The organism is Streptomyces sp. NPDC025793, from assembly GCF_055558375.1.
Map to the genome: position 1 here is coordinate 42073 of NZ_JBVHMR010000022.1, position 22633 is coordinate 64705.

23 protein-coding genes and 1 tRNA gene are annotated in these 22633 nt (G+C 71.5%); 16 read left to right on the top strand and 8 right to left on the bottom strand.

Translation table 11 applies throughout. The annotated features are described in order from the left end of the window. The first annotated feature begins 71 nt into the window (after nucleotides 1-71). Entirely contained in the window at nucleotides 72-461 is a 390-nt protein-coding gene (locus ACZ4MF_RS32405; protein WP_362822965.1) for a winged helix-turn-helix transcriptional regulator, read from the top strand. A gap of 28 nt (nucleotides 462-489) precedes the next feature. On the opposite strand, the gene ACZ4MF_RS32410 is transcribed toward ACZ4MF_RS32405, so the two are convergent. The 5 genes from ACZ4MF_RS32410 to ACZ4MF_RS32430 form a co-directional block, all read right to left on the bottom strand. Then, on the bottom strand, nucleotides 490-1551 hold the full coding sequence (locus ACZ4MF_RS32410) for a 2-oxoacid:ferredoxin oxidoreductase subunit beta (RefSeq protein ID WP_467495766.1): 1062 nt from the start codon (nucleotides 1549-1551) through the stop codon (nucleotides 490-492). Continuing rightward, nucleotides 1544-3472, bottom strand: coding sequence for a 2-oxoacid:acceptor oxidoreductase subunit alpha (locus ACZ4MF_RS32415; RefSeq protein WP_467495768.1), 1929 nt, complete (start codon nucleotides 3470-3472; stop codon nucleotides 1544-1546). The genes ACZ4MF_RS32410 and ACZ4MF_RS32415 overlap by 8 nt, the downstream gene beginning before the upstream one ends. Nucleotides 3473-3760: 288 nt before the next feature. Then, entirely contained in the window at nucleotides 3761-4450 is a 690-nt protein-coding gene (locus tag ACZ4MF_RS32420) for a response regulator transcription factor (RefSeq protein WP_356027510.1), read from the bottom strand. A gap of 145 nt (nucleotides 4451-4595) precedes the next feature. Further along, nucleotides 4596-5933 (bottom strand): sensor histidine kinase, encoded by a 1338-nt coding sequence (locus ACZ4MF_RS32425; protein WP_467495769.1) that lies wholly within the window; start codon nucleotides 5931-5933, stop codon nucleotides 4596-4598. A 192-nt stretch (nucleotides 5934-6125) separates the two neighbouring features. After that, complete coding sequence (locus ACZ4MF_RS32430) at nucleotides 6126-7307, bottom strand: sensor histidine kinase (RefSeq protein ID WP_467495770.1); 1182 nt, start codon at nucleotides 7305-7307, stop codon at nucleotides 6126-6128. 243 nt (nucleotides 7308-7550) lie between these two features. Between ACZ4MF_RS32430 and ACZ4MF_RS32435 the strand changes: the two genes are divergently transcribed. The 12 genes from ACZ4MF_RS32435 to ACZ4MF_RS32490 all read left to right on the top strand — a co-directional run bounded on the left by ACZ4MF_RS32435 (nucleotide 7551) and on the right by ACZ4MF_RS32490 (nucleotide 19105). After that, a complete protein-coding gene (locus tag ACZ4MF_RS32435) occupies nucleotides 7551-7970 on the top strand; it encodes an NADH-quinone oxidoreductase subunit A (RefSeq protein WP_356027503.1) in 420 nt (139 codons plus the stop codon). Continuing rightward, nucleotides 7961-8599, top strand: coding sequence for an NADH-quinone oxidoreductase subunit B (locus ACZ4MF_RS32440; protein WP_356027500.1), 639 nt, complete (start codon nucleotides 7961-7963; stop codon nucleotides 8597-8599). The genes ACZ4MF_RS32435 and ACZ4MF_RS32440 overlap by 10 nt, the downstream gene beginning before the upstream one ends. Further along, nucleotides 8599-9978 (top strand): NADH-quinone oxidoreductase subunit C, encoded by a 1380-nt coding sequence (locus ACZ4MF_RS32445; RefSeq protein WP_467495772.1) that lies wholly within the window; start codon nucleotides 8599-8601, stop codon nucleotides 9976-9978. The genes ACZ4MF_RS32440 and ACZ4MF_RS32445 overlap by 1 nt, the downstream gene beginning before the upstream one ends. Next, nucleotides 9975-10943: a complex I subunit 1/NuoH family protein gene (locus ACZ4MF_RS32450; protein WP_356027495.1), complete on the top strand. Its 969-nt coding sequence runs from the start codon at nucleotides 9975-9977 to the stop codon at nucleotides 10941-10943. Before ACZ4MF_RS32445 ends, ACZ4MF_RS32450 begins: the two co-directional genes overlap by 4 nt. After that, on the top strand, nucleotides 10943-11494 hold the full coding sequence (locus ACZ4MF_RS32455) for a NuoI/complex I 23 kDa subunit family protein (protein ID WP_467495773.1): 552 nt from the start codon (nucleotides 10943-10945) through the stop codon (nucleotides 11492-11494). Before ACZ4MF_RS32450 ends, ACZ4MF_RS32455 begins: the two co-directional genes overlap by 1 nt. Further along, nucleotides 11491-12159, top strand: coding sequence for an NADH-quinone oxidoreductase subunit J family protein (locus tag ACZ4MF_RS32460; protein WP_467495774.1), 669 nt, complete (start codon nucleotides 11491-11493; stop codon nucleotides 12157-12159). The genes ACZ4MF_RS32455 and ACZ4MF_RS32460 overlap by 4 nt, the downstream gene beginning before the upstream one ends. Beyond that, complete coding sequence (gene nuoK, locus ACZ4MF_RS32465) at nucleotides 12159-12548, top strand: NADH-quinone oxidoreductase subunit NuoK (RefSeq protein ID WP_467495775.1); 390 nt, start codon at nucleotides 12159-12161, stop codon at nucleotides 12546-12548. Before ACZ4MF_RS32460 ends, nuoK begins: the two co-directional genes overlap by 1 nt. Further along, the gene (locus ACZ4MF_RS32470) at nucleotides 12545-14566 is read left to right on the top strand and encodes an NADH-quinone oxidoreductase subunit 5 family protein (RefSeq protein WP_467495776.1); all 2022 of its coding nucleotides are present in this window, start codon (nucleotides 12545-12547) and stop codon (nucleotides 14564-14566) included. Before nuoK ends, ACZ4MF_RS32470 begins: the two co-directional genes overlap by 4 nt. Nucleotides 14567-14572: 6 nt before the next feature. Next, nucleotides 14573-16147: an NADH-quinone oxidoreductase subunit M gene (locus ACZ4MF_RS32475; RefSeq protein WP_467495777.1), complete on the top strand. Its 1575-nt coding sequence runs from the start codon at nucleotides 14573-14575 to the stop codon at nucleotides 16145-16147. Beyond that, nucleotides 16144-17661, top strand: a complete 1518-nt coding sequence (locus ACZ4MF_RS32480; protein WP_467495778.1) for an NADH-quinone oxidoreductase subunit N — start codon at nucleotides 16144-16146, stop codon at nucleotides 17659-17661. The genes ACZ4MF_RS32475 and ACZ4MF_RS32480 overlap by 4 nt, the downstream gene beginning before the upstream one ends. Before the next feature lie 191 nt (nucleotides 17662-17852). After that, complete coding sequence (htpX, locus tag ACZ4MF_RS32485; RefSeq protein WP_467495780.1) at nucleotides 17853-18716, top strand: zinc metalloprotease HtpX; 864 nt, start codon at nucleotides 17853-17855, stop codon at nucleotides 18714-18716. Further along, nucleotides 18713-19105, top strand: coding sequence for a YccF domain-containing protein (locus ACZ4MF_RS32490; protein WP_356027479.1), 393 nt, complete (start codon nucleotides 18713-18715; stop codon nucleotides 19103-19105). Before htpX ends, ACZ4MF_RS32490 begins: the two co-directional genes overlap by 4 nt. A 146-nt stretch (nucleotides 19106-19251) precedes the next feature. Here ACZ4MF_RS32490 and ACZ4MF_RS32495 read toward each other — a convergent pair whose 3' ends face one another. Further along, nucleotides 19252-20505 carry an APC family permease gene (locus tag ACZ4MF_RS32495; protein ID WP_467495782.1) on the bottom strand — a complete coding sequence of 418 codons (1254 nt, stop codon included), beginning with the start codon at nucleotides 20503-20505 and terminating at the stop codon, nucleotides 19252-19254. Nucleotides 20506-20689: 184 nt separating this feature from the next. Between ACZ4MF_RS32495 and ACZ4MF_RS32500 the strand changes: the two genes are divergently transcribed. Next, nucleotides 20690-20956 (top strand): GlsB/YeaQ/YmgE family stress response membrane protein, encoded by a 267-nt coding sequence (locus tag ACZ4MF_RS32500; RefSeq protein WP_467495784.1) that lies wholly within the window; start codon nucleotides 20690-20692, stop codon nucleotides 20954-20956. Nucleotides 20957-21062: 106 nt separating this feature from the next. Here ACZ4MF_RS32500 and ACZ4MF_RS32505 read toward each other — a convergent pair whose 3' ends face one another. Next, a complete protein-coding gene (locus ACZ4MF_RS32505; protein ID WP_467495786.1) occupies nucleotides 21063-21551 on the bottom strand; it encodes a YajQ family cyclic di-GMP-binding protein in 489 nt (162 codons plus the stop codon). Between the two features lie 226 nt (nucleotides 21552-21777). Here ACZ4MF_RS32505 and ACZ4MF_RS32510 point away from each other — a divergent pair. Next, nucleotides 21778-21859: transfer RNA gene (locus ACZ4MF_RS32510), tRNA-Tyr, on the top strand. Between the two features lie 113 nt (nucleotides 21860-21972). Here the strand turns inward: ACZ4MF_RS32510 and ACZ4MF_RS32515 are convergent. Beyond that, the gene (locus ACZ4MF_RS32515) at nucleotides 21973-22203 is read right to left on the bottom strand and encodes a DUF7489 domain-containing protein (RefSeq protein ID WP_467495787.1); all 231 of its coding nucleotides are present in this window, start codon (nucleotides 22201-22203) and stop codon (nucleotides 21973-21975) included. Between the two features lie 173 nt (nucleotides 22204-22376). On the opposite strand from ACZ4MF_RS32515, the gene ACZ4MF_RS32520 reads away from it, so the two are divergent. Beyond that, complete coding sequence (locus ACZ4MF_RS32520; protein WP_467495789.1) at nucleotides 22377-22601, top strand: hypothetical protein; 225 nt, start codon at nucleotides 22377-22379, stop codon at nucleotides 22599-22601. Nucleotides 22602-22633 lie beyond the last annotated feature (32 nt).

Consider the following 22633-nt stretch of genomic DNA (forward strand, 5'->3'; position numbering starts at 1 on the left):
GTGCGTCCTTCGCTAACCCTAGGAGTGGCGCTAACTGTTGGAAAGTACCCACTTTGAAGTAAGGTACCCGCATGTCGGTAAGTGAGTGGAAGGGTGGCGGCGAGGCGATGTGCCCCCAGCGCCTGGTCCTGGAGCATGTCACCAGCCGTTGGGGTGTGCTGGTGCTGATCCAGCTGCTCGACCGCCCGTATCGCTTCAGCGAACTGCGCCGCGCGATCGGCCGGGTCAGCGAGAAGATGCTCACGCAGACCCTCCAGACCCTGGAGCGCGACGGCCTCGTCCACCGGGACGCCAAGCCCGTCATCCCGCCCCGTGTCGACTACTCCCTCACCGACCTCGGCCGCGAGGCGGCGGAGCAGGTGCGGGCGCTGGCGCAGTGGACCGCGCGGCGCATGGACGACGTGCTCGGCGCCCGGCGGGCATACGACGAGGCCCGGGAAATCCAGTCCCGGGCCTCGTAGCCGAGCGAGAGAGACGAGAGCTGACGCTTCAGCCGACGACCGTCCAGGTGTCGCCCCCGGCCAGCAGCGCGGCGAGGTCGCCCTTGCCCTTCTGCTCGACGGCGGTGTCCAGCTGGTCGGCCATCGCGGTGTCGTAGACCGGGCGTTCCACGTTGCGGAAGACGCCGATCGGGGTGTGGTGCAGGGTGTCGGGGTCGGCGAGGCGGGAGAGGGCGAAGGCGGTGGTCGGGGACGCGGAGCGCGCGTCGTGGACCAGGATGTCGGCCTCGTTCTCCGCGGTCACGGTGACGACTTCGAGGTCGCCGGTGGCCCGGTCGCGTACGACACCGCGCGCGCCGTCGGCGCCGAAGCGGATCGGCTGCCCGTGCTCCAGGCGGATCAGTGCTTCCTGGGCCCGTTGCTTATCCTTCAGGGCGTCGAAGGCGCCGTCGTTGAAGATGTTGCAGTTCTGGTAGATCTCGATCAGGGCCGTGCCCGGGTGGTCGGCGGCCTGGCGCAGCACCTCGGTCAGGTGCTTGCGGTCGGAGTCGATCGTGCGGGCCACGAAGGACGCCTCGGCGCCGATGGCCAGCGACACCGGGTTGAACGGGGCGTCCAGGGAGCCCATCGGGGTCGACTTGGTGATCTTGCCGACCTCGGAGGTCGGGCTGTACTGGCCCTTGGTCAGGCCGTAGATCCGGTTGTTGAACAGCAGGATCTTCAGGTTCACGTTGCGCCGCAGGGCGTGGATCAGGTGGTTGCCGCCGATGGACAGCGCGTCGCCGTCACCGGTGACCACCCACACGCTCAGGTCCCGCCTGCTGGTGGCGAGCCCGGTCGCGATCGCGGGGGCGCGCCCGTGGATGGAGTGCATCCCGTAGGTGTTCATGTAGTACGGGAAGCGGGAGGAGCAGCCGATGCCGGAGACGAAGACGATGTTCTCCTTCGCCAGGCCCAGCTCGGGCATGAAGCCCTGGACGGCGGCCAGGATCGCGTAGTCACCGCAGCCCGGGCACCAGCGCACCTCCTGGTCCGACTTGAAGTCCTTCATCGACTGCTTGGCCTCGGCCTTGGGGACCAGCTGGAGCAGCCCGTTGCCGGCGTCAGTCATGGATGGCCTCCTTCAGCGCCGTGGCGAGCTGTTCCGCCTTGAACGGCATGCCGTTGACCTGGTTGTAGGAGTGGGCGTCGACCAGGTACTTCGCCCGGATCAGCGTGGCGAGCTGCCCGAGGTTCATCTCGGGGATCACCACCTTGTCGTAACGCCGCAGCACCTCACCGAGATTCCGCGGGAAGGGGTTGAGGTGACGCAGGTGCGCCTGTGCGATCGACTCGCCGGAGCGGCGCAGGCGCCGTACCGCCGCCGTGATCGGTCCGTACGTCGAGCCCCAGCCCAGCACCAGCGTCCGCGCGGTGTCCGGGTCGTCGACCTCGATGTCCGGCACGGTGATGCCGTCGATCTTGGCCTGGCGGGTGCGGACCATGAAGTCGTGGTTGGCCGGGTCGTAGGAGATGTTGCCCGTGCCGTCCTGCTTCTCGATGCCGCCGATGCGGTGCTCCAGACCCGGCGTCCCCGGGATCGCCCACGGCCGGGCCAGGGTGTGCGGATCCCGCTTGTAGGGCCAGAAGACCTCGGTGCCGTCGGCCAGGGTGTGGTTCGGGCCCTGCGCGAACTGGACGGTGAGGTCCGGCAGTTCGTCCAGGTCGGGGATCCGCCAGGGTTCCGAGCCGTTGGCCAGGTAGCCGTCGGAGAGCAGCATCACCGGCGTGCGGTACGTCAGCGCGATCCGGGCCGCCTCCAGGGCCGCGTCGAAGCAGTCCGCCGGGGTCTTCGGGGCGACGATCGGCACCGGTGCCTCGCCGTTGCGGCCGTACATCGCCTGGAGCAGGTCCGCCTGCTCGGTCTTGGTCGGCAGACCCGTCGACGGGCCGCCGCGCTGGATGTCGACCACCAGCAGGGGCAGTTCCAGGGAGACGGCCAGGGCGATCGTCTCGCTCTTGAGCGCCACACCCGGGCCGGACGTCGTGGTCACCGCGAGCGAGCCGCCGAACGCCGCGCCGAGCGCCGCGCCGATGCCCGCGATCTCGTCCTCGGCCTGGAAGGTGCGTACGCCGAAGTTCTTGTGCTTCGACAGTTCGTGCAGGATGTCGGAGGCCGGGGTGATCGGGTACGAGCCCAGGAACAGCGGCAGGTCGGCCTGGCGGGAGGCCGCGATCAGGCCGTAGGCGAGGGCGAGGTTGCCGGAGATGTTGCGGTAGGTGCCGACGGGGAAGGCCTTGGCGGCGGGGGCGACCTCGTAGGAGACCGCGAAGTCCTCCGTCGTCTCGCCGAAGTTCCAGCCCGCGCGGAACGCCGCGATGTTCGCCGCCATGATCTCGGGCTTCTTCGCGAACTTCGACTTCAGGAACTTCTCGGTGCCCTCGGTCGGCCGGTGGTACATCCACGACAGCAGGCCCAGCGCGAACATGTTCTTGCTGCGTTCGGCCTCCTTGCGGGAGAGGTCGAACTCCTTCAGGGCCTCCACCGTGAGCGTGGTCAGCGGCACCGGGTGCAGGTTGTAGCCGTCCAGCGAGCCGTCGTCCAGCGGGGAGGCGCCGTAGCCGACCTTCTGCAGGGCGCGCTTGGTGAACTCGTCCGTGTTGACGATGACCTCGGCACCGCGCGGCAGGTCGCCGATGTTCGCCTTCAGCGCGGCCGGGTTCATCGCGACGAGCACGTTGGGCGCGTCCCCCGGGGTGAGGATGTCGTGGTCCGCGAAGTGCAGCTGGAAGCTGGAGACGCCGGGCAGGGTGCCGGCGGGGGCGCGGATCTCGGCGGGGAAGTTGGGGAGGGTGGAGAGGTCGTTGCCGAAGGAAGCGGTTTCCGAGGTGAAACGGTCACCGGTGAGCTGCATGCCGTCACCCGAGTCCCCCGCGAACCGGATGATCACCCGGTCCAGACGCCGCACGTCCTTCGCGTCGCCCGGATCGCGCTGCTCTCCCACGACGTTTCCGTCGGCCTGCTCCGCTGGGCTGCTGACCTGGCTGGTCACTGAACTGGACCTCCTTCGAGGCGGCTGTCCGGGGGTTGGCCGTCCCACGGACCATCCCAGATCAACCCTACGTCGGTTAGGGTCGCCTTCCCGAGGCCATCCACCGATTGGACGACATTTCGAGACGGCCTGTCGCGCTGGCTTGGCTAGCTGGCTTCCATGATGTCCCGCCGTGCTCGAGCACCGGTCAAGGCGCTCCCCGCACGTTCCACGGTTCGCCGCCCGCCTCCCACAGAAGCCGGACGGTCTGACGCGGAGCTGACGGGGCGGGCACGGTGAAGGCGGCCGTCAGGAGTTCAGATACGTCAGAACGGCCAGCACCCGCCGGTGGTCGCCGTCGCTCGGCGCCAGGCCGAGCTTCAGGAAGATGTTGCTGACGTGCTTCTCCACGGCGCCGTCGCTGACCACCAGCTGCCGGGCGATCGCCGAGTTCGTACGGCCCTCGGCCATCAGCCCGAGCACCTCGCGCTCGCGCGGGGTCAGCCCCGCCAGCACGTCCTGCTTGCGGCTGCGGCCGAGCAACTGCGCGACCACCTCCGGGTCCAGCGCCGTACCGCCCTCGGCGACCCGCACCACCGCGTCCACGAACTCGCGCACCTCGGCGACCCGGTCCTTGAGGAGATAGCCCACGCCCCGGCTGGAACCGGCCAGCAGCTCGGTGGCGTAACGCTCCTCCACGTACTGCGACAGCACCAGCACCCCGAGCCGCGGATACGTCTTGCGCAGCCGCACGGCCGCGCGCACGCCCTCGTCGGTGTGCGTCGGCGGCATCCGTACGTCCGCCACCACCACGTCGGGCAGCGCGCCCTGTCCGTCGAGGTCGGCGATGGTCTTCACCAGCGCCTCCGCGTCCCCGACACCGGCCACGACATCGTGCCCGCGGTCGGTCAGCAGCCGGGTCAGGCCCTCTCTGAGCAGCACCGAGTCCTCGGCGATGACCACCCGCACCCTGTTCTCCACGATCTCCCGGCCCCCCATGCCCGCTCTCCGACGGTGTTCGTCCCTACGGTCCGTACGGAGGTCAAGCATTCCAGCAATCGCCCCGGCCCGCCGCCCCACCTGGGAACCCCGCCCTCGGAGAAGGGGGTTCCAGGGGAGTGCGGGGCCGGGGCGGGGGCGTGCCTCAGGCCCGCCAGGGCAGTTCCGCGATGACCCGGGTGGGGCCGCCCGCGGGGGAGTCCACCACGAGGACGCCGTCCACCGCGTCCAGGCGTCCGGCGAGGCCGGCCAGACCCGAGCCGCGCGAGACGTCCGCGCCGCCGACCCCGTCGTCGATCACCTGGAGCATCAGCCGGTCCTCCGCCCGCCACACGTCCACCGACGCGGACCGGGCCCGGCTGTGCTTGCTGACGTTCTGGAGCAGTTCGGAGACCGTGAAGTAGGCGATGCCCTCGATGGCGGCCGCCGGGCGGCCCGGCAGGTCGACCTCGACCCGCACCGGCACCGTGCAGCGCGAGGCGACCGCCGACAGGGCCGCGTCCAGGCCGCGGTCGGTCAGGACGGCCGGGTGGATGCCGCGGGCGAGGTCGCGCAGCTCCTGGAGCGCGGTCTTCACCTCGCCGTGCGCCTCCTCCACCATCTGCGCCGCGGCCTTCGGGTCCTCCTGGAGCTTCTCCTTCGCCAGGCCCAGGTCCATCGCCAGACTCACCAGCCGGGCCTGCGCCCCGTCGTGCAGGTCGCGCTCGATGCGCCGCAGGTCGGCGGCGGCCGTGTCGACCACCACGCCCCGGTCCGACTCCAGCTCCACCACGCGCGCCGACAGCGGCGACGGCCCCAGCAGCCCGCGCACCAGCAGCCCGTCGACCGTCGTCAGGGCCCGCACGATCCACGGCGTGGCCAGCGTGACCACCAGCCCGACCAGCGCGGTCACGGTGATCTCGAACGGGTTGTCCAGGTACACGCTGTGGTGCTCGTCGCCGTACAGCTGAAGGCCGCCCTGGCCGACGTAGGCCGGGAAGACCCAGAACCACAGGGGGTAGGTCAGCAGCGACCAGCCCAGGGGCCACAAGGTCACCGCCACCACGAACGAGAACACCGCCCAGGGGAACTGCACCAGCGCGTACAGCGTGCTCCGCCAGGAGGCGCCGCTCTTGAGGACCGCGCCCACCCAGGCCGGCACGCCCGGCTTGCGCACCCGCAGCGGCTCCGGCGCGGCCACCTCCAGCCCGAGCAGCGCCCGCGCCCGCGCCCGCTCCAGCGCGCCGAAGCCCCGGCAGCCGGCGAGCGCCGCCGCGAGCACCGGGACCCCGAGGAAGGTGACGAGCAGGCCGGCCCCGAGCGACACCATCGTCACCGTCCAGGCGAACAGCACGGTCGAGACCGGCAGGCTCAGCAGGACGTACGCGAACTCACGCCAGCTGCGCGCCTCGAACGGCGCCCGCAGTCCGGCGGGCAGCCGGTGGCCGGTTCCGGCGGGCCGCCCCCGCCCCCGCTCATACCCGTGTCCGTACTCCATGGCCATCGATTCTCGTTCCGTTCTCGTCGTGTCGGCCGTGCCTGCGGGCCGCGCCTCTGCGGCTGTCCTGTGAGGCTGTGCTTCTACGGTCGTGCGTCGCGGCTCCGCGGGCCATGGAGTCCGTCGGCGTCTCCACCCGGGGGTTTTCCCCACCCCCGCACCGCACGGGGGCGCGTCTGCGCACGGGCGTGGGCGTGGCTACTCGGTCCGGTCCCGCCAGGGCAGTTCCGCCGTGACCACCGTCGGACCGCCGGCCGGGGAGTCGAGGACGAACAGGCCGTCCACCGCGCCCAGCCGCTCGGCGAGCCCCCGCATCCCCGTGCCGCCGTCCAGGCGCGCGCCGCCCCGGCCGTCGTCACGGACCTGGATCAGCAGCCGCTCCTCGGCGCGCCAGACGTCGACGGAGGCGCCCCGGGCGCCGCTGTGCTTGCTGATGTTCTGGAGCAGTTCGGAGACCGTGAAGTAGGCGATGCCCTCGATGGCGGGCGCCGGGCGGGTGGCCAGGTCCACGGTGACCTTCACCGGCACCGTGCAGCGCGTGGCCACCGCCGACAGGGCCGCGTCCAGGCCGCGGTCGGTCAGGACGGCCGGGTGGATGCCGCGGGCGAGGTCGCGCAGCTCCTGAAGGGCCAGCTTCACCTCGCCGTGCGCCTCCTCCACCATCGCCGCCGCCGAGTCGGGGTCCTCCAGCAGCTTCTCCTTGGCCAGGCCGAGCCCCATGGCCAGGTTCACCAGCCGGGCCTGCGCCCCGTCGTGCAGGTCGCGCTCGATGCGGCGCAGGTCGGCGGCGGCCGTGTCGACCACGATCCCCCGGTCCGACTCCAGCTCGGCGATACGGCGCTCCAGCTCGTCCGAGGGCGACAGCAGCCCGCGCACCAGCGCCCGGTCCACGTTCGCGAGGCCCCGGGCCACATACGGCAGCACCGGCCACAGCGCGATCAACGAGATCAGCGTGGCGCAGAAGGTGAGGACGCCCCAGGGCAGCCGGACCAGGTCGTACAGCATCGTCCGCCAGCCCACCGGGTCCTTCAGCGCCAGCCACAGCCGCTGTGTCAGGCTCCCGGCCCTGGCGAGCGGCAGCGGGGTCGGCTCCTCCACCCGCACCCCGAGCAGCCGGCGGGCGCGGGCCCGCTGCAGCTTCCCCAGCTGCCGGGAACCCAGCAGGCTCAGCGCCAGCAGCGGCAGGCCGATCACCGTGATCGAGAGCGACCCGCCGACGGACAGCGCGGTGAGCGCGTACACGAAGCCGAACACCGCCAGCGGCAGGTTCAGCAGGAGATACGCGATCTCCTTCCAGGTGTGCGCGTCGTAGGCCGGCCGCGGCGGCGGCAGGCGGTCGATGCCGTCGGCCCGGTCGGCGGCTGAGCTGGGAGCGGTCATAGCAGCCAGCCTGCCGTGCGCGTCGCCCCCGGCGCCATGCGGTACGCCGCCCTCCGCTCGCGGGGGAAAACCCCACCCCCGCCGAACCCCGGCCCGCCGCCACCCGTCTCACCCGATGACGGGCTGCTTACCGTCTCTTTATCAGGGCCTAGACTCCCGTGCGTACAGATCCTCGAATCACATGGGATCACCGAATTCACTCGGGTCATGCAGGCCACGACGTCAGGGAATGAGGGACGGACGGTGCGGGAGACGTTGGGGGACGGTGGGGTCGCCACGGCGCACGTCATCGCGGCCGGCTACTTCCGGTCCTACTCGGTGGTGGGCCTGCTCGCGCTCGTCGGCGTGCTGTTCGTCGCCGTCGCCTTCGGCGCGGGCCGCCTGCTGCGCCCCGTCGTCCCCACCCCCGAGAAGCTCCTGACCTACGAGTGCGGCGTCGATCCCGTCGGCGAGGGCTGGGCCCACACCCAGGTCCGCTACTACGTCTACGCTTTCCTGTACGTGATCTTCGCGGTCGACTCGATCTTCCTGTTCCCCTGGGCGACGGTCTTCGCCGCCCCCGGCTACGGCGCGACCACCCTCGTGGAGATGTTCGTCTTCCTGGGCTTCCTCGCCGTGGGCCTGCTGTACGCATACAAGAAGGGCGTCCTGACATGGACGTGAACCACTCGGTGGACGGGAACCCGTCGGCGACCGAGTCCGTCTCCGAGCCCGTGCTGCTGCCGGAACCGAAGCGTCTGGGCGCGCTGGCCCGGCTGGCCCCCGAGCCGATGAAGGTGATCCTGAACTGGGGCCGCCGCTACTCGCTGTGGGTCTTCAACTTCGGCCTCGCCTGCTGCGCGATCGAGTTCATCGCCGCGTCGATGGCCCGGCACGACTTCATCCGCCTCGGCGTCATCCCCTTCGCGCCGGGCCCCCGCCAGGCCGACCTGATGGTGGTGTCGGGCACGGTCACGGACAAGATGGCCCCGGCGGTCAAGCGCCTTTACGAGCAGATGCCCGAGCCGAAGTACGTCATCTCCTTCGGCGCCTGCTCCAACTGCGGCGGCCCCTACTGGGACTCCTACTCCGTCACCAAGGGCGTCGACCAGATCATCCCCGTGGATGTCTACGTCCCCGGCTGCCCGCCGCGCCCCGAGGCGCTGCTCCAGGGCATCCTCAAGCTCCAGGAGAAGATCGCCCGCGAGTCGCTGGAGGAGCGCTACGGCACCGGGTCCGCCCGGCCGTCGGTTGCCGCCCTGACCAGCGACCTGGTGAAGCCGCCGGCGCCCGCTGCCGAGGGGGGCGCGTGATGAGCACGGTCGGCTGGCTGCCCGCCCCGGTCGAGGACCTCTTCGGCACGGACGCCACGGCCGAGGAGTCGTATGACGTCCTGACCGTGGACGTACCGCCGTCCGCCTGGCTCACCGCCCTGGAGACGGCCCGTACGACCCTGGGCTGCACCTACTTCGACTGGCTGAGCGCCGTCGACGAACCGGGCACGGGTTTCCGTGTCTCGGCCCACGTCGTCGCCCTCGGCCCGGTCCGCCGCCTCCTCGTCCGTACGACACTCCCGCACGAGGCGCCGGAACTGCCGACCGCCGTCGGCGTGTACGCGGGCGCCGCCTGGCACGAGCGCGAGACCCATGAGATGTTCGGCGTCCGCTTCACGGGTCACCCGGGGCTCGACCACCTCCTCCTCCCCGAGACCTTCGAGGGCCACCCCCTGCGCAAGGACTTCGTCCTCGCCGCCCGCGTGGCCAAGGCCTGGCCGGGCGCGAAGGAGCCGGGGGAACCTGCGGCGGGTGCGGCACACGCCGGGCCCAAGCGCCGCCAGATGCTGCCCCCGGGAGTCCCCGACCCCAACGAATGGGGCCCGCTGAAGGGCCAGCTCCCCCCGGCTCCGGCCCGCCCGGCACGCGGCGCGGCGGCAGGCCGCGCGGCGGGCGACCGCCCGGCCCGCGCGGGCGCGCCCGCCGCCGGGGACCGCCCGGTACGGCGCACCCGCACAGCCGCCCAGGGCTCCGCGAGCCAGACCTCCGGCGCCGCGACGGAGGCCGCCGAGACCGTGGAGGGAGCTCCGGCTGCCGATACCGGTGCGGGTGCCCGGCCGCGCCGGATACGGAGCGCGAGCCAGGGCTCGGCGAGCCAGACGCCGGCCCCGGCCGAGGGCGAAGGCGAGACGGGTCGGCCGGTGCCGGAGGCCGGGGCCGGCGAGGCCGCCTCGGCGGAGCCGTCGGCTGCTGCGACACCGACCGGCCCACGCCGCTCGCGCAGCGCTTCCCAGGGCTCCGCCTCCCAGCGGGCCGACGCACCGACGCCGGAGCAGGCGCAGCAGCAGGAGCAAGGCCGGGCTCCGGGCCAGGAGCAGGCACCGGCGGAACCGGAGGGCGCGTCCCGCCCGGCCCGGCGCAGCACGGCCCCGCACAGCTCGGACGCCCCCTGGCATCACGCCCGCCCGGCCTTCGACGAGCCGGAGGCGGCGTCCGGGCCGACGTCCCGGCCCGAGCCGGAGCGCGAACCGGACCGCGAACCCGAGACCGAACCCGAGAGCGAGCCGGAACGCGAGCCGGAGAGCGGGCGAGCCGACCGGCCGGCCGGCTCCGCAACCGCCGAACCCCCCGAGCACCCCGAACCCCCCAGCACTCCCGACCGCACCCCCGGCGACGACCCCACAGGAGGCCCGCAGTGAACGACACGCTGGACGTCGCCCTGCGACTCCTGGTCGTGTTCGTCGTCTTCCTCACCTTCCCGCTGATCGTCGGCCAGACCGAGCACAAGGTGATGGCCCACATGCAGGGCCGCCTCGGCCCGATGTACGCGGGCGGCTTTCACGGCTGGGCCCAGCTCATCGCGGACGGCGTGAAGTTCGCGCAGAAGGAGGACGTGGTCCCGGCCGGCGCCGACCGCCGCGTCTTCCAGCTCGCCCCCGCCGTCGCCCTGCTGCCGTACCTCCTGGTGCTGCTCGCCGTCCCGATCGGCCCGAGCGAGGGCGCGGTCGGCCAGGTCGTCGACGCGGGCGTCTTCTTCGTGCTCGCGGTGATGGGCGTCGGCGTGCTCGGCTCGCTGATGGCCGGCTGGGCCAGCGCGAACAAGTTCTCCCTCCTCGGCGGCCTGCGCACCGCCGCGCAGCTCCTCGCCTACGAACTGCCGATGCTCCTGGCCGCCGCCTCGGTCGCGATGGCCGCGGGCACGGTCTCCCTGCCCGGCATCCTGCACGCCTTCCATTGGTGGTGGGTGCCCTGGCAGATCGTCGGCGCGCTCGTCTTCTTCGTGGCCGGCCTCGCCGAGCTGCAACGCCCGCCGTTCGACATGCCGGTCGCCGACTCGGAGATCATCTTCGGCGCGTACACCGAGTACACCGGACTGCGTTTCGCACTGTTCCTCCTCGCCGAGTACGCCGGCATCGTCGTCCTGTGCGGTCTGACCACCGTCCTCTTCCTGGGTGGCTGGCACGGCCCCTGGGGCGCCGCCGGCCTGGGCTGGCTGTGGACCCTGTTGAAGACGGCGATCCTCGCCTTCGTCGTCATCTGGCTCCGCGTCACCTATCCCCGCCTGCGCGAGGACCAGCTCCAGAAGCTCTCCTGGACCCTCCTCGTCCCCCTCTCCCTCGCCCAGATCGCCCTCACCGGCATCGTCAAGGTGGTGATCAGCTGATGGCCCCCATTCCTGGCAGCGGCCTCGCCAAGGGCCTGGCCGTCACCCTCCGCACGATGACGCGCAAGTCCGTCACCGAGCAGTACCCGGACGCCCAGCCCGAACTGCCGCCGCGCACCCGTGGCGTGATCGGCCTGTTCGAGGAGAACTGCACGGTCTGCATGCTCTGCGCCCGCGAGTGCCCGGACTGGTGCATCTACATCGACTCCCACAAGGAGACCGTCCCGCCCGCCGCGCCCGGCGGCCGCGAGCGCAGCCGCAACGTCCTCGACCGGTTCGCGATCGACTTCTCCCTGTGCATGTACTGCGGCATCTGCATCGAGGTCTGTCCTTTCGACGCGCTGTTCTGGTCCCCGGAGTTCGAGTACGCCGAGACCGACATCCACGACCTCACCCACGAGCGGGACAAGCTCCGCGAGTGGATGTGGACCGTCCCGGCCCCGCCCGCCCTCGACCCCTGCGCCGAGGAGCCGAAGGAGATCGCCGCCGCCCGCAAGACCGCCGAGAAGCTGGCGGCCGCGCAGGACGAACCGGGGGAGGGCCAGTCGTGAGCCCCGCCGCAGCCGTGAGCCTGGCGGCAGCCCCGCACGGGTTCCTGTCCCCGACCGGCGTCGAGATCGCCTTCCTGCTCGTCGGCCTCGCCACCTTTGGCGCGGCCCTGATCACGGTCACCACCCGTCAACTGGTGCACGCCGCCCTGTGGCTGGTGGTCGCGCTCGGTGGCCTCGCCGTCGAGTACCTCCTGCTCACCGCCGAGTTCATCGCCTGGGTGCAGGTCCTCATCTACGTCGGTTCCGTCGTCGTCCTCCTCCTGTTCGGTCTGATGCTCACCAAGGCGCCGATCGGCCGGTCCCCGGACGCCGACTCCGGCAACCGCTGGGTCGCCCTCGCCGTCGCGGCCGTCGCCGCCGCGGCTCTGGTGTGGGTGGTGGTCGACGCCTTCCGCACCACGTGGATCGACCTGACCGGCCCCGCCGCCGGCACCACCCGTGTCACCGGCGAGAGCCTGTTCCGGCACTGGGTGCTGCCCTTCGAGGCCCTGTCCGTCCTCCTCCTCGCGGCCCTGGTCGGCGCGATCGTCCTGTCCCGCAAGGCGAAGGCGGAGCCGGGCCCTCCCCCTGTGAACTCCCGAGCGGTCACCGAGAGTTCCCCGTCCGTCACGGATTCGGGCACGGATTCCGGAATTCACCCGGCCGAGCCGGAAGGCGCCCACTGATGCATCTCGCCTATCCCGCCGTCCTCTCCGCCCTCCTGTTCTGCACCGGCCTGTACGGCGTCCTGGCCCGCCGCAACGCGATCCTGGTCCTCATGTCGGTCGAGCTGATGCTCAACGCCGTCAACCTCAACCTGGTCGCCTTCGACGTCTGGCTCAGCCGGGCCGCCAGGGACACCCTGCACTCCGGCCAGGCGCTGACCCTGTTCACCATCGCCATCGCCGCCGCCGAGATCGGCATCGGCCTGGCGATCGTGCTCGCCGTCTACCGCAACCGCGGCACCTCCGACATCGACAAGCTCCGCGACACCGCCGAGGGCCCCGAGGCCGGCGGCCCCGGCACCGAGGGCCCCGGCACCTCCGCGGTCGAGAAGGCTGAGGCCACCGCGTGACCACGATCCACCTCGCCGTCCTCGTCCCCCTCCTGCCGTTCCTGGGTGCCGTGGCCGGCCTGCTGCTCGGCCGCACCGCACCCGGGTTCGTCCGCCCGCTCGCCGTGCTGCCGCCGCTGGTCTCGCTCGTCCTCGCCGCGCTGGTCGCCGCCGACCAGGGCGGCGGCCGGGCCGTCGACGCCCACACAGAACTGACACCCACCGGCTCGGTCCCGATCGAGCTGGCCCTGCACATCGACGGCTTCGCCGCACTCGTCGCGATCCTGGTTGCGTTCGTCGCGTCCTGCGTGCAGATCTACTCGACCGGCTATCTGCGCGACGACCCGCGCTACCCGTCCTACGCCGCTCTCGTCTGCCTGTTCACCTCCGCGATGCTCCTGGTCGTCTACTCCGGCGACCTGATCGTGCTGCTGGTCGGCTGGGAAGTCATGGGCATCTGCTCCTACTTCCTGGTCGGCCACTACTGGGAGACCCCCGAGGCCCGCGCCGCCTCCCTGAAGGCCTTCCTGGTCACCAAGCTCGGCGACGTGCCGTTCCTCATCGGCCTGTTCGCCCTCGGCACCGACGCCGGGTCGTTCCGCATCACCCGGATCCTCGGCGCGGTGACGAGCGGCGGTCTCGACCACCCGACCGTGACCGCCCTGCTGCTCCTCGCGGGCGTGGCCGGCAAGTCGGCGCAGTTCCCGCTGCACACGTGGCTCCCGGACGCGATGGCGGGCCCCACACCCGTCTCGGCACTGATCCACGCCGCGACGATGGTCGCCGCCGGTGTCTACTTCATCGCCCGTCTCCTCCCGGTGTTCGAGGCCTCCCGGACCGCGATGGTCGTCCTCGCCGTCATGGCCGCCGTCACGATGGCCGGCTCGGCGCTCGCCGCGCTCGCCCAGGACGACATCAAGCGCGTCCTCGCCTACTCGACGATCGGCCAGCTCGGCTACATGACCGGCGCCCTCGCCGTCGGCGACCGCGGTGCCGCCGTCTTCCACCTCCTGTCCCACGGCGCCTTCAAGGCGCTGCTGTTCCTCGCGGCCGGCGTGATCATCCACGCCGCCGGCACCAACTCGCTGGCGGCCACGTCCCGCATGCACGGCCTGCGCGAGCGCGTCCCGGACGCCTACTGGACGATGACCGTGGCGCTGCTCGCGCTCGCCGCGATCCCGCCGTTCAGCGGCTTCTTCTCCAAGGAGTCCGTGCTCGGCGCCGCCGAGCACGTGGCCACCGGGAACACCGGCCACGCTCCCGGAGCGGCGGGCTGGATCGTCCTCGTCGCCGGTCTGCTCACGGCCCTGCTCACCGCCGCCTACGCGACCCGCCTGTGGCTGCTGGCCTTCCGCGGCCGGGGTACCGAGGCGCCCGACCACGGCCGCCAGCCGCTGACGATGAACGCGGTGCTGTGGGTCCTGGCCGTGCCGTCCCTGGCCTTCGGCGGGCTCGCCTACCGCGCGCTGCCCGGCTGGTTCGACGGCCGCGACCTGACCCCCACCCTCCTCACCTCGATCCTCGGCACCGGCCTCGCCCTGGTCGGCGGCCTTCTCACCTACGGCGCCTGGCAGCGCACCAGTGCGATCGCCGCCCGTACCCCGGCGGCGCCCGCGCCCTCCTTCGAGTGGGAGCACCTCCAGGGCGAGGCCGCCGCGCATCCGGAGGGCGATGCGAGCCTCGTCGAGGCCCACGCCCTCGCCAGCCAGGGCCCGGCCGACCGCGACCTCGCCCACGCCCCGGACCCCGGGCAGCTGCTGCTCGGCCCGCTGTACCGGCACGCGGCCGCCGGCTTCCACCTGGACGCCGTGTACACGGTCCTGTTCGTCCGCCCGGTCCGGGCCGGGGCGAGCCTCGTGCGATTCCTCGACCGCGAGGTCGTCGACACCTACGTACGCGGCGCGGCCGCCCTGCCCCGCGTGCTCGGGGCCGCCGTGCGACGGGCGCAGACCGGCAATGTGCAGACCTATGTGAGCGCGCTGCTCGCCGGCACCGTCGTCCTGACGGTCGCCGTCGTCCTCGTCGCCACCGGAGCGTGAGCAGGCGTGATCGATATCAACGAGTCCGTGATGCAGTTCCTTCTGGCGTTCGTCGTCGTCGGCCCGCTCCTCGGCGCCGTCGCCGCTCTCCTGCCCGCCCCGCCGGGACTGAAGGGGAGGTCGCCCGAGCAGGCCGTGCTGCGCCACGGCGTCACCGTGACCGGCGCGATCCTCATCGCCGCGATCGTCCTCGCGCTCGGCTTCGACAGCGACCACCCGTCGAAGATGCAGGCCACGACCGACATCAGCTGGATCCCCGCGCTCGACGTGCGGATCCACCTCGGCATCGACGGCATCTCCCTCCCCCTTCTGGTCCTGACCGCTCTGCTGACCTTCCTCTGCGCGCTGTACTCCTACTTCAAGCCGCCGACGGGCGGCTCCCCCAAGGCGTTCGTCGCGCTGCTGCTCCTGCTCGAGTCCGGCACCCTCGCCACCTTCGCCGTCCTCGATCTGCTGCTGTTCTTCCTCGCGTTCGAGACGGTGCTCATCCCGATGTACTTCCTCATCGCCCGCTGGGGCGGCGAGGGGCGGACCCGGGCCGCGTGGAAGTTCATCCTTTTCACGCTGCTCGGCTCCGTCGTCATGCTGCTCGGCCTGCTCCTGATCGGAATCAAGGCGGGCACGTTCGACATGGTGGCACTCGCCACTGACAACGGCCGGTCGCTCACCGCATCCGTGCAGGTCATCGCCGTTCTGGCGATCGGGATCGGACTCGCGGTCAAGTCCCCGATGTGGCCGCTGCACAGCTGGCTTCCCGAAGCCCACACCGCTGCCCCGACCGTCGGCTCGGTCCTGCTGGCCGGTGTCCTGCTGAAGATGGGTACGTACGGGTTCGTCCGGATCCTGCTGCCGATCGCGCCGCACGGCTTCCACACCTTCGCGCCGTACCTCGCCGCCTTCGCCGTCGTCGGGATCATCTACGGATCCCTGGCCTGCCTGGCCCTGGCCAAGCGCGGCGCGAAGGGTGATCTGAAGCGGCTGATCGCCTACTCCTCCGTCGGCCACATGGGCTTCGTCCTGCTGGGCATCGCCACCATGACCCCGACCGGCGTGAACGGCGCCCTGTTCGCCAACATCGCCCACGGCCTCATCACGGGTCTGCTGTTCTTCCTGGTCGGCGGCCTGAAGGACCGCACCGGCACGACCGACCTGGACACCCTCGCCGAGGAGACCGGCGCGGCCCTGTACGGCAGGGCCCCCCGCCTCGGCGGCCTGCTCGCCTTCGCCGCCGTCGCCTCGCTCGGGCTGCCCGGGCTCGCCGGGTTCTGGGGCGAGATGCTGGCCCTGTTCGGCGCGTTCAAGCCCGCCGCCGATCTCAGCCGGCCCGCGTTCCTCACGTTCATGGCGATCGGTGCGTTCGGCACCCTGCTGACGGCCGCGTACATGCTGATCGTGGTCCGCCGCGTCTGCATGGGCGGCGCGGAACAGGAGGTCCCGAAGCTCGCCGACGTCCACGGCTACGAGTTCGCCGCCTGGACCCCGCTCGTCGCCCTCACCGTCGGCGCCGGGCTGTGGCCCAAGGCCCTGCTCGGCCTGACCGACCCGGCCGTGCACCAGCTCCTCGCAGGAGGCCCCCGATGAGCGCCCAGCCCCTCGCCGAGTCGCTGGTCCAGTCCGTCGACTGGCTCGCCGTCGCCCCGCCGCTCGTCGCCGCCGCGGTCGCGCTCGCGGTGCTGGTCGCCGACCTGTTCCTGCCCGAGGCCCGCAAGGCCGTCCTGGGCTGGGTCTCGGTCGCCGGCCTGGCCCTGGCCGCGCTGATGCTGCTGCCTCTCCTGGACGGGCACCGCAGCACCTTCTGCGTGGACCGCGCCACGCGCGCGTGCAGCTACACCGCCGACCACTTCACGCTCGTCGTCCAGTTCCTGGTCCTCGGCGGCGCGCTGCTGGCGGCCCTGCTGTCGGTCACGAACCTCAAGGACGACGAGCAGCGGGTCCCCGCGGGGGAGTTCTGGTTCCTGCTGCTGTCCTCCGCGGCCGGCGCCGCCCTGCTGCCCGCCTCCCGCGACCTGGCCACCCTGATCGTCGCCCTGGAGGTCGCCTCCCTGCCCGCCTTCGCTCTCGTCGGCATCCGGCACGGCGACAAGCGCTCCTCCGAGGCCGCCCTGAAGTTCTTCCTGTCCTCGGTCACGGCCACCGCCGTCAGCCTGATGGGCGTCAGCTTTGTCTACGCTTCCACCGGCACCCTGTACCTCACCCAGGTCGCGCAGCGCCTGACCCACGTCGACGGACAGCTGCACACTCTCACCCAGACCGGGGTCGTCCTCACCCTCGTCGGCTTCGCCTTCAAGACCGCCGCCGTCCCGTTCCACTTCTGGGTGCCCGACACCTACGTGGGTGCGCCGCTGCCCGTCGCCGCCTACCTGTCGGTGGTCGGCAAAGCGGTCGGCTTCTCCGGCCTGATCCTCGTCACCGTCGTCGCGTTCCCGTCGTACGCCGACGTCTGGGGGCCCGCGCTCGCCGCCCTGGCCGCCCTCACCATGACCGTCGGCAACGTCGGAGCCCTGCGCCAGCAGGCCACGCGCGCGTACAGCGCCGTACGACTGCTCGCCTGGTCCTCCGTCGGCCAGGCCGGCTACCTGCTGGTGCCGATCGCCGCCGCCGGGTACGCCAAGGACCCGCAGAAAGCGATCGGCTCCACGATCGCCTACGCGCTGATGTACGCGGCCGTGAACCTCGGCGCGTTCGCGGTGGCCGCCCTGGTGGGCCGCAGCCGGGCCCTGAACCGGATCAACGACTACCGGGGGCTGTACGCCACCAACCCGCTCACCGCGCTCCTCCTGGCCTTCTTCCTGCTGTGCCTGGCCGGGCTCCCGCCGGGCGTCATCGGCCTGTTCGCCAAGGTCACCGTGTTCTCGGCGGCCGTCGACGCGGGCCTCGGCTGGCTCGCCGTCGTCATGGCCGTCAACGTGGTGATCGCCCTCTTCTACTACCTCCAGTGGACGGCCCTGCTGTTCCGCGCTCCCGAGGGCGAGCCCGCGCGGCACCGCGTTCCGGCCCCTCTCACGGCCGCCATCGCCCTCACCGGAGTCCTCGGCGTCGCCCTGTCCGGAGCACCCCAGGTGGTCCTCCGGTTCGCCTCCACCGGACTGTTCTGACACACCGCCCCGCGCGCGTGCCGCATCCGTACCCCCACGCGCGCGGGAGGAAGAAACAGCACGTCACCCGTACAGCCGAGCGACGCCCGCACGGACACAGGGAACTCGTGACCGCCGCCTGGCGTTGTCACAAACGGGAGGGTCCACTGGACCAAAGTGTTCCCCAGCTGCACGGATTTGGAGGGCGTACGGTGCACCGCCGGCACAACGGGCTCAGGACCGCAGTACTCCTCGGGGGACTGTCCGCACTCATCATCGTCATCGGCAGCTTCTTCGGCCGCACCGGCCTCGTCGTTGCCGTCCTGATCGCGCTCGGCACGAACGCGTACGCGTACTGGAACAGCGACAAACTGGCGCTGCGCGCGATGCGCGCCCGCCCGGTCAGCGAGTTCGAGGCCCCCGCGCTCTACCGGATGGTCCGCGACCTGTCCACGCAGGCCCGCCAGCCCATGCCCCGCCTGTACATCTCGCCCACGGAGGCCCCCAACGCCTTCGCCACGGGCCGCAACCCGCGCAACGCCGCGGTGTGCTGCACCGAGGGCATCCTGCGCCTGCTGGACGAGCGCGAGCTGCGAGGTGTGATCGGGCACGAGCTGAGCCACGTCTACAACCGGGACATCCTCATCTCCTCGGTCGCCGGCGCCCTCGCCTCGGTGATCATGTTCCTGGTGAACTTCGCCTGGCTCATCCCGATCGGCCGCTCGGACGACGACGACGGCCCCGGCCTGCTCGGCATGCTCCTGATCATGATCCTCGGCCCGCTCGCCGCCACCCTCATCCAGCTGGCCATCAGCCGCTCCCGCGAGTACGAGGCGGACGCTTCCGGCGCGCAGCTCACCGGCGACCCGCTCGCCCTCGCCGGCGCCCTGCGCAAGCTGGAGGTGGGCACGCAGCAGCTTCCGCTGCCGCCGGAGCCCCGGATCGAGACCGCCAGCCACATGATGATCGCGAACCCCTTCCGCGCGGGCCAGGGACTGACGAAGATGTTCTCCACGCACCCGCCGATGGCGGACCGCATCGCCCGGCTCGAGAAGATGGCAGGACGCACCCGGTGAAGACCATCCTGAACGTCATTTGGCTCGTCCTGAGCGGCTTCTGGCTGTTCCTGGGCTACCTGTTCGCAGGCGTCCTGCTGTGCATCACCGTCATCGGCATCCCCTTCGGGATAGCGGCCTTCCGTATCGGCCTCTACGCCCTGTGGCCCTTCGGGTACACCACGGTCGAGCGCCGGGACGCGGGCGCCCCCTCCTGTATCGGCAACGTCCTGTGGCTGATCCTGGCCGGCTGGTGGCTGGCGATCGCCCATATCGTCACCGGCATCGCCCTGTGTGTCACGATCATCGGCATCCCGTTCGGCATCGCCAACTTCAAGCTGATCCCGGTCTCCCTGCTGCCGCTGGGCCGCGAGATCGTCCCCACGGACCAGCCGTTCGCGAGCCGCTGAGCCGGCGGTCACAGCCACCAGGTCACTGACAGGGCGTCACGCGTGCGTACCGCCAATCGCGGCTTCTCCCGCTGGCGCGCCGGGCCTCGCCCCGGTACCGACGACGGCTCACGCGCGCGTGCCGTCACCGGTGCTCCGACAGCGCGTCACGCGCCGCGCCGGCCCGCCCACCACCGCCGTACACCGTAGGCCGCCGCGCCCGCCGCGAGCACGCCCGCTCCCGCCGCGACCGAACCGGCGGGCAGTGCGAACGCCAGTGTGGCGCAACCCAGCAGGCCCGCGACGGGTACGACGCGGGAGAGCGGGGCCGGACTCAGCGTCCACGCGGAGGCGTTGGCGACGGCGTAGTAGGCCAGCACACCGAAGGACGAGAAGCCGATCGCGCCGCGCACGTCCACCGTCGCGGCCAGTACGGCGACCACCGAGCCCACGGCCAGCTCCGCCCGGTGCGGCACCCGGAACCGCGGATGCACGGCCGCGAGCGCCGCGGGCAGATGCCCGTCCCGGGCCATGGCGAGCGTCGTACGGGACACCCCGAGGATCAGCGCGAGCAGCGAACCCAGCGCGGCCACCGCGGCCCCCGCCCGCACCACCGGCACGAGGCCCGGCGCCCCGCCCGCCCGCACCGCGTCGGCCAGCGGCGCTGCCGCCTGCCCGAGCCGGGCCGGGCCGAGGACGGCGAGCACCGCGACGGCCACGCACGCGTACACCAACAAGGTGATCCCGAGGGCCAGCGGGACGGCGCGCGGGATCGTCCGTGCCGGATCCCGCACCTCCTCGCCGAGAGTCGCGATCCGCGCGTACCCGGCGAACGCGAAGAACAGCAGCCCGGCCGCCTGGAGCACCCCGTTCACGCCCGACGACAGCCCGATGTCCAGCCGTTCGGCGCCGGCCCGCCCCGAGGCGAGGCACACGACGACCACGGCCGCGAGGACGGCCAGTACGACGGCCACGATCGCCCGGGTCAGCCACGCCGACTTCTGGATCCCGCCGTAGTTCACGGCCGTCAGCGCCACCACCGCCGCGACCGCCGGCGCGTGCGCCTGCCCTGGCCAGACGTAGGCGCCCACGGTGAGCGCCATGGCCGCACAGGACGCCGTCTTGCCGACCACGAACGCCCAGCCGGCCAGGTACCCCCAGAAGACGCCGAGCCGCTCCCTGCCGTACACGTACGTCCCGCCGGAGGCCGGATGGCGGGCGGCGAGACGGGCCGAGGACATGGCGTTGCAGTAGGCCACCACGGCCGCGAGCGCCAGCCCGGGCAGCAGACCCGACCCGGCCGCGCGGGCGGCCGGGCCCAGAGCCGAGAAGACACCGGCGCCGATCATCGAGCCGAGACCGACGACCACGGCGTCGTGTACGCCCAGCGTGCGCCGCAGGCCCGTGCCGGATGTAGTCATGCGCCGCACCCTGCCGCACCCTGCCGCACCCTGCCGCACCCTGCCGACCGTCGCAACCAGGTGAGGGACCCGTGACGTCTTCTCCATCGACGCGACACGAACACGCGCGCGTGGACAGCGAGTCCTCACCGGATCCTCAGCAGCGGGACCGTGCGGGGACAGCTGGGAAGGGCAGGTTCACGGCATGAGCATCATCGCTTGGATCATCCTGGGCCTGGCGGCCGGAGTCATCGCCAAGGTCCTCCTGCCGGGGCGTGACCCCGGCGGCTTCATCGGTACGACCCTCATCGGCATCGCGGGGGCGTTCATCGGCGGCTGGATCTCGGCACGCTGGCTGGACCACCCGATCACCAAGAACTTCTACGACGGTGCCACCTGGGCCGCGGCCGTCGGCGGTTCCCTGGTGCTGCTGATCGTCTACCGCATCCTGTTCGGAAACTCACGCGACTGAGCTCCGTGGGACGCGACCCTGACACGTGGGACACGACAGTGGGCCACCCGGAACCGGGCGGCCCACCCCTGCCGTTGCGCTCGCTGTCGCTGTTCCCGCCGGTGTCCTAGCGGTAGTTCACGAACTGGAGCGCGAAGTCGAAGTCCTTGCCCTTCAGGAGCGCGATCACGGCCTGGAGGTCGTCGCGGCTCTTGGAGGTGACGCGCAGTTCCTCGCCCTGGACCTGCGCCTTGATGCCCTTCGGGCCCTCGTCACGGATGATCTTCGCCACCTTCTTCGCGTTCTCCTGGGAGATGCCCTCCTGGATCGACGCGAAGATCTTGTACTCCTTGCCGGACAGCTGGGGCTCGCCGGCGTCCAGCGCCTTCAGCGAGATGCCGCGCTTGATCAGCTTGGACTGGAAGACGTCGAGGACAGCGTTCACCCGGTCCTCGGAGTTCGCCTCCATGAGGATCTTCTCACCGGACCACGAGATCGAGGCGCCCACGCCCTTGAAGTCGTAGCGCTGCGAGATCTCCTTGGCGGCCTGGTTGAGGGCGTTGTCGACCTCCTGCCGCTCGACCTTCGAGACGATGTCGAAACTGGAGTCGGCCATGTCCTGTGGCTCCTTGTATCGGGGTGCGAATCGGGTGCGTGCCGGCGTGCGCGGCGGCGGCCGCCGGGCCCGGCGAGTCACCGGGCCGCATCCGCACCAGCCTAGCCACCCCCGGAGCCGAGAGGCGGAGATCAACCGGGTGGCGAAGCACCCCCCTGCATCGGGTATTGTTTACGTCGTTGCCAGGGAGCGCCGCCGAGAAGCGGTTTCGATGGCAGCACAACCCGGCGGTGTGCCCGAGCGGCCAAAGGGAGCAGACTGTAAATCTGCCGGCTCAGCCTTCCCAGGTTCGAATCCTGGCGCCGCCACACGGGAACGAGTGCCCCGTGATCTGTGAGAGCAGATCACGGGGCACTCGTCGTTCTCCCGATCGGCGTGCCCCGTCCGGCCCTGTCGCCGGTCGTCGGCTGTCCGCTGTCGGCTACGGGTGCGCCTTGACCGGGGTCGTGGTGCCCGCTTCCTTGCCGAGTCGATCGCCGGTGGCCAGCGACTCCCAGAGGGCCTTGCCGATGCGGGCCTTCTTGGTCGTGCCGTCCTGGAGGCGGACTTCGACGTAGTGGTAGAGGTTCGAACCGTCGGGCGCCCCGCGGGTCTTGTCGATGACGATGCCGTCCCAGGCGTCTTCTTCATGCACTTTGCGTGATTTGAACATTTCATCACTGTAGCCACGGTGGGTCAGGCGGAGTGCGGGAACGCGACCCAGGGGGCTTGATGGAGAGTTTCCCGGGCATCCTTCACTAGAATCGAACGTATGAGCGATGAAAGGGGAGTCCGGGAATGACCGGTCAGGGTGCGGGGCTCGGCGGCGCGGACGATGCTGGAGCCATGGCCGGGAAGCGACCCATCATCGTGCACCTGCCGTCCCCGACCGGCGGTCGTCGCGTCCGCGTGGACGGCGAGATCCTCGGCCTGGCGCACAGCCTGCGGGACCTGGTGGAGTTCCTGCGCCGCGCGGGGCTGGAGATGGAACCGGAGCAGGTGGCCGACTCGCCTCTGATCGACTGGCGCGGGGTGGGGCCCGATTGCTGGGAGGCCGAGACCCGCATCTGACCGGCGCTGCCGCACGCGCGCGCGTACGGGCA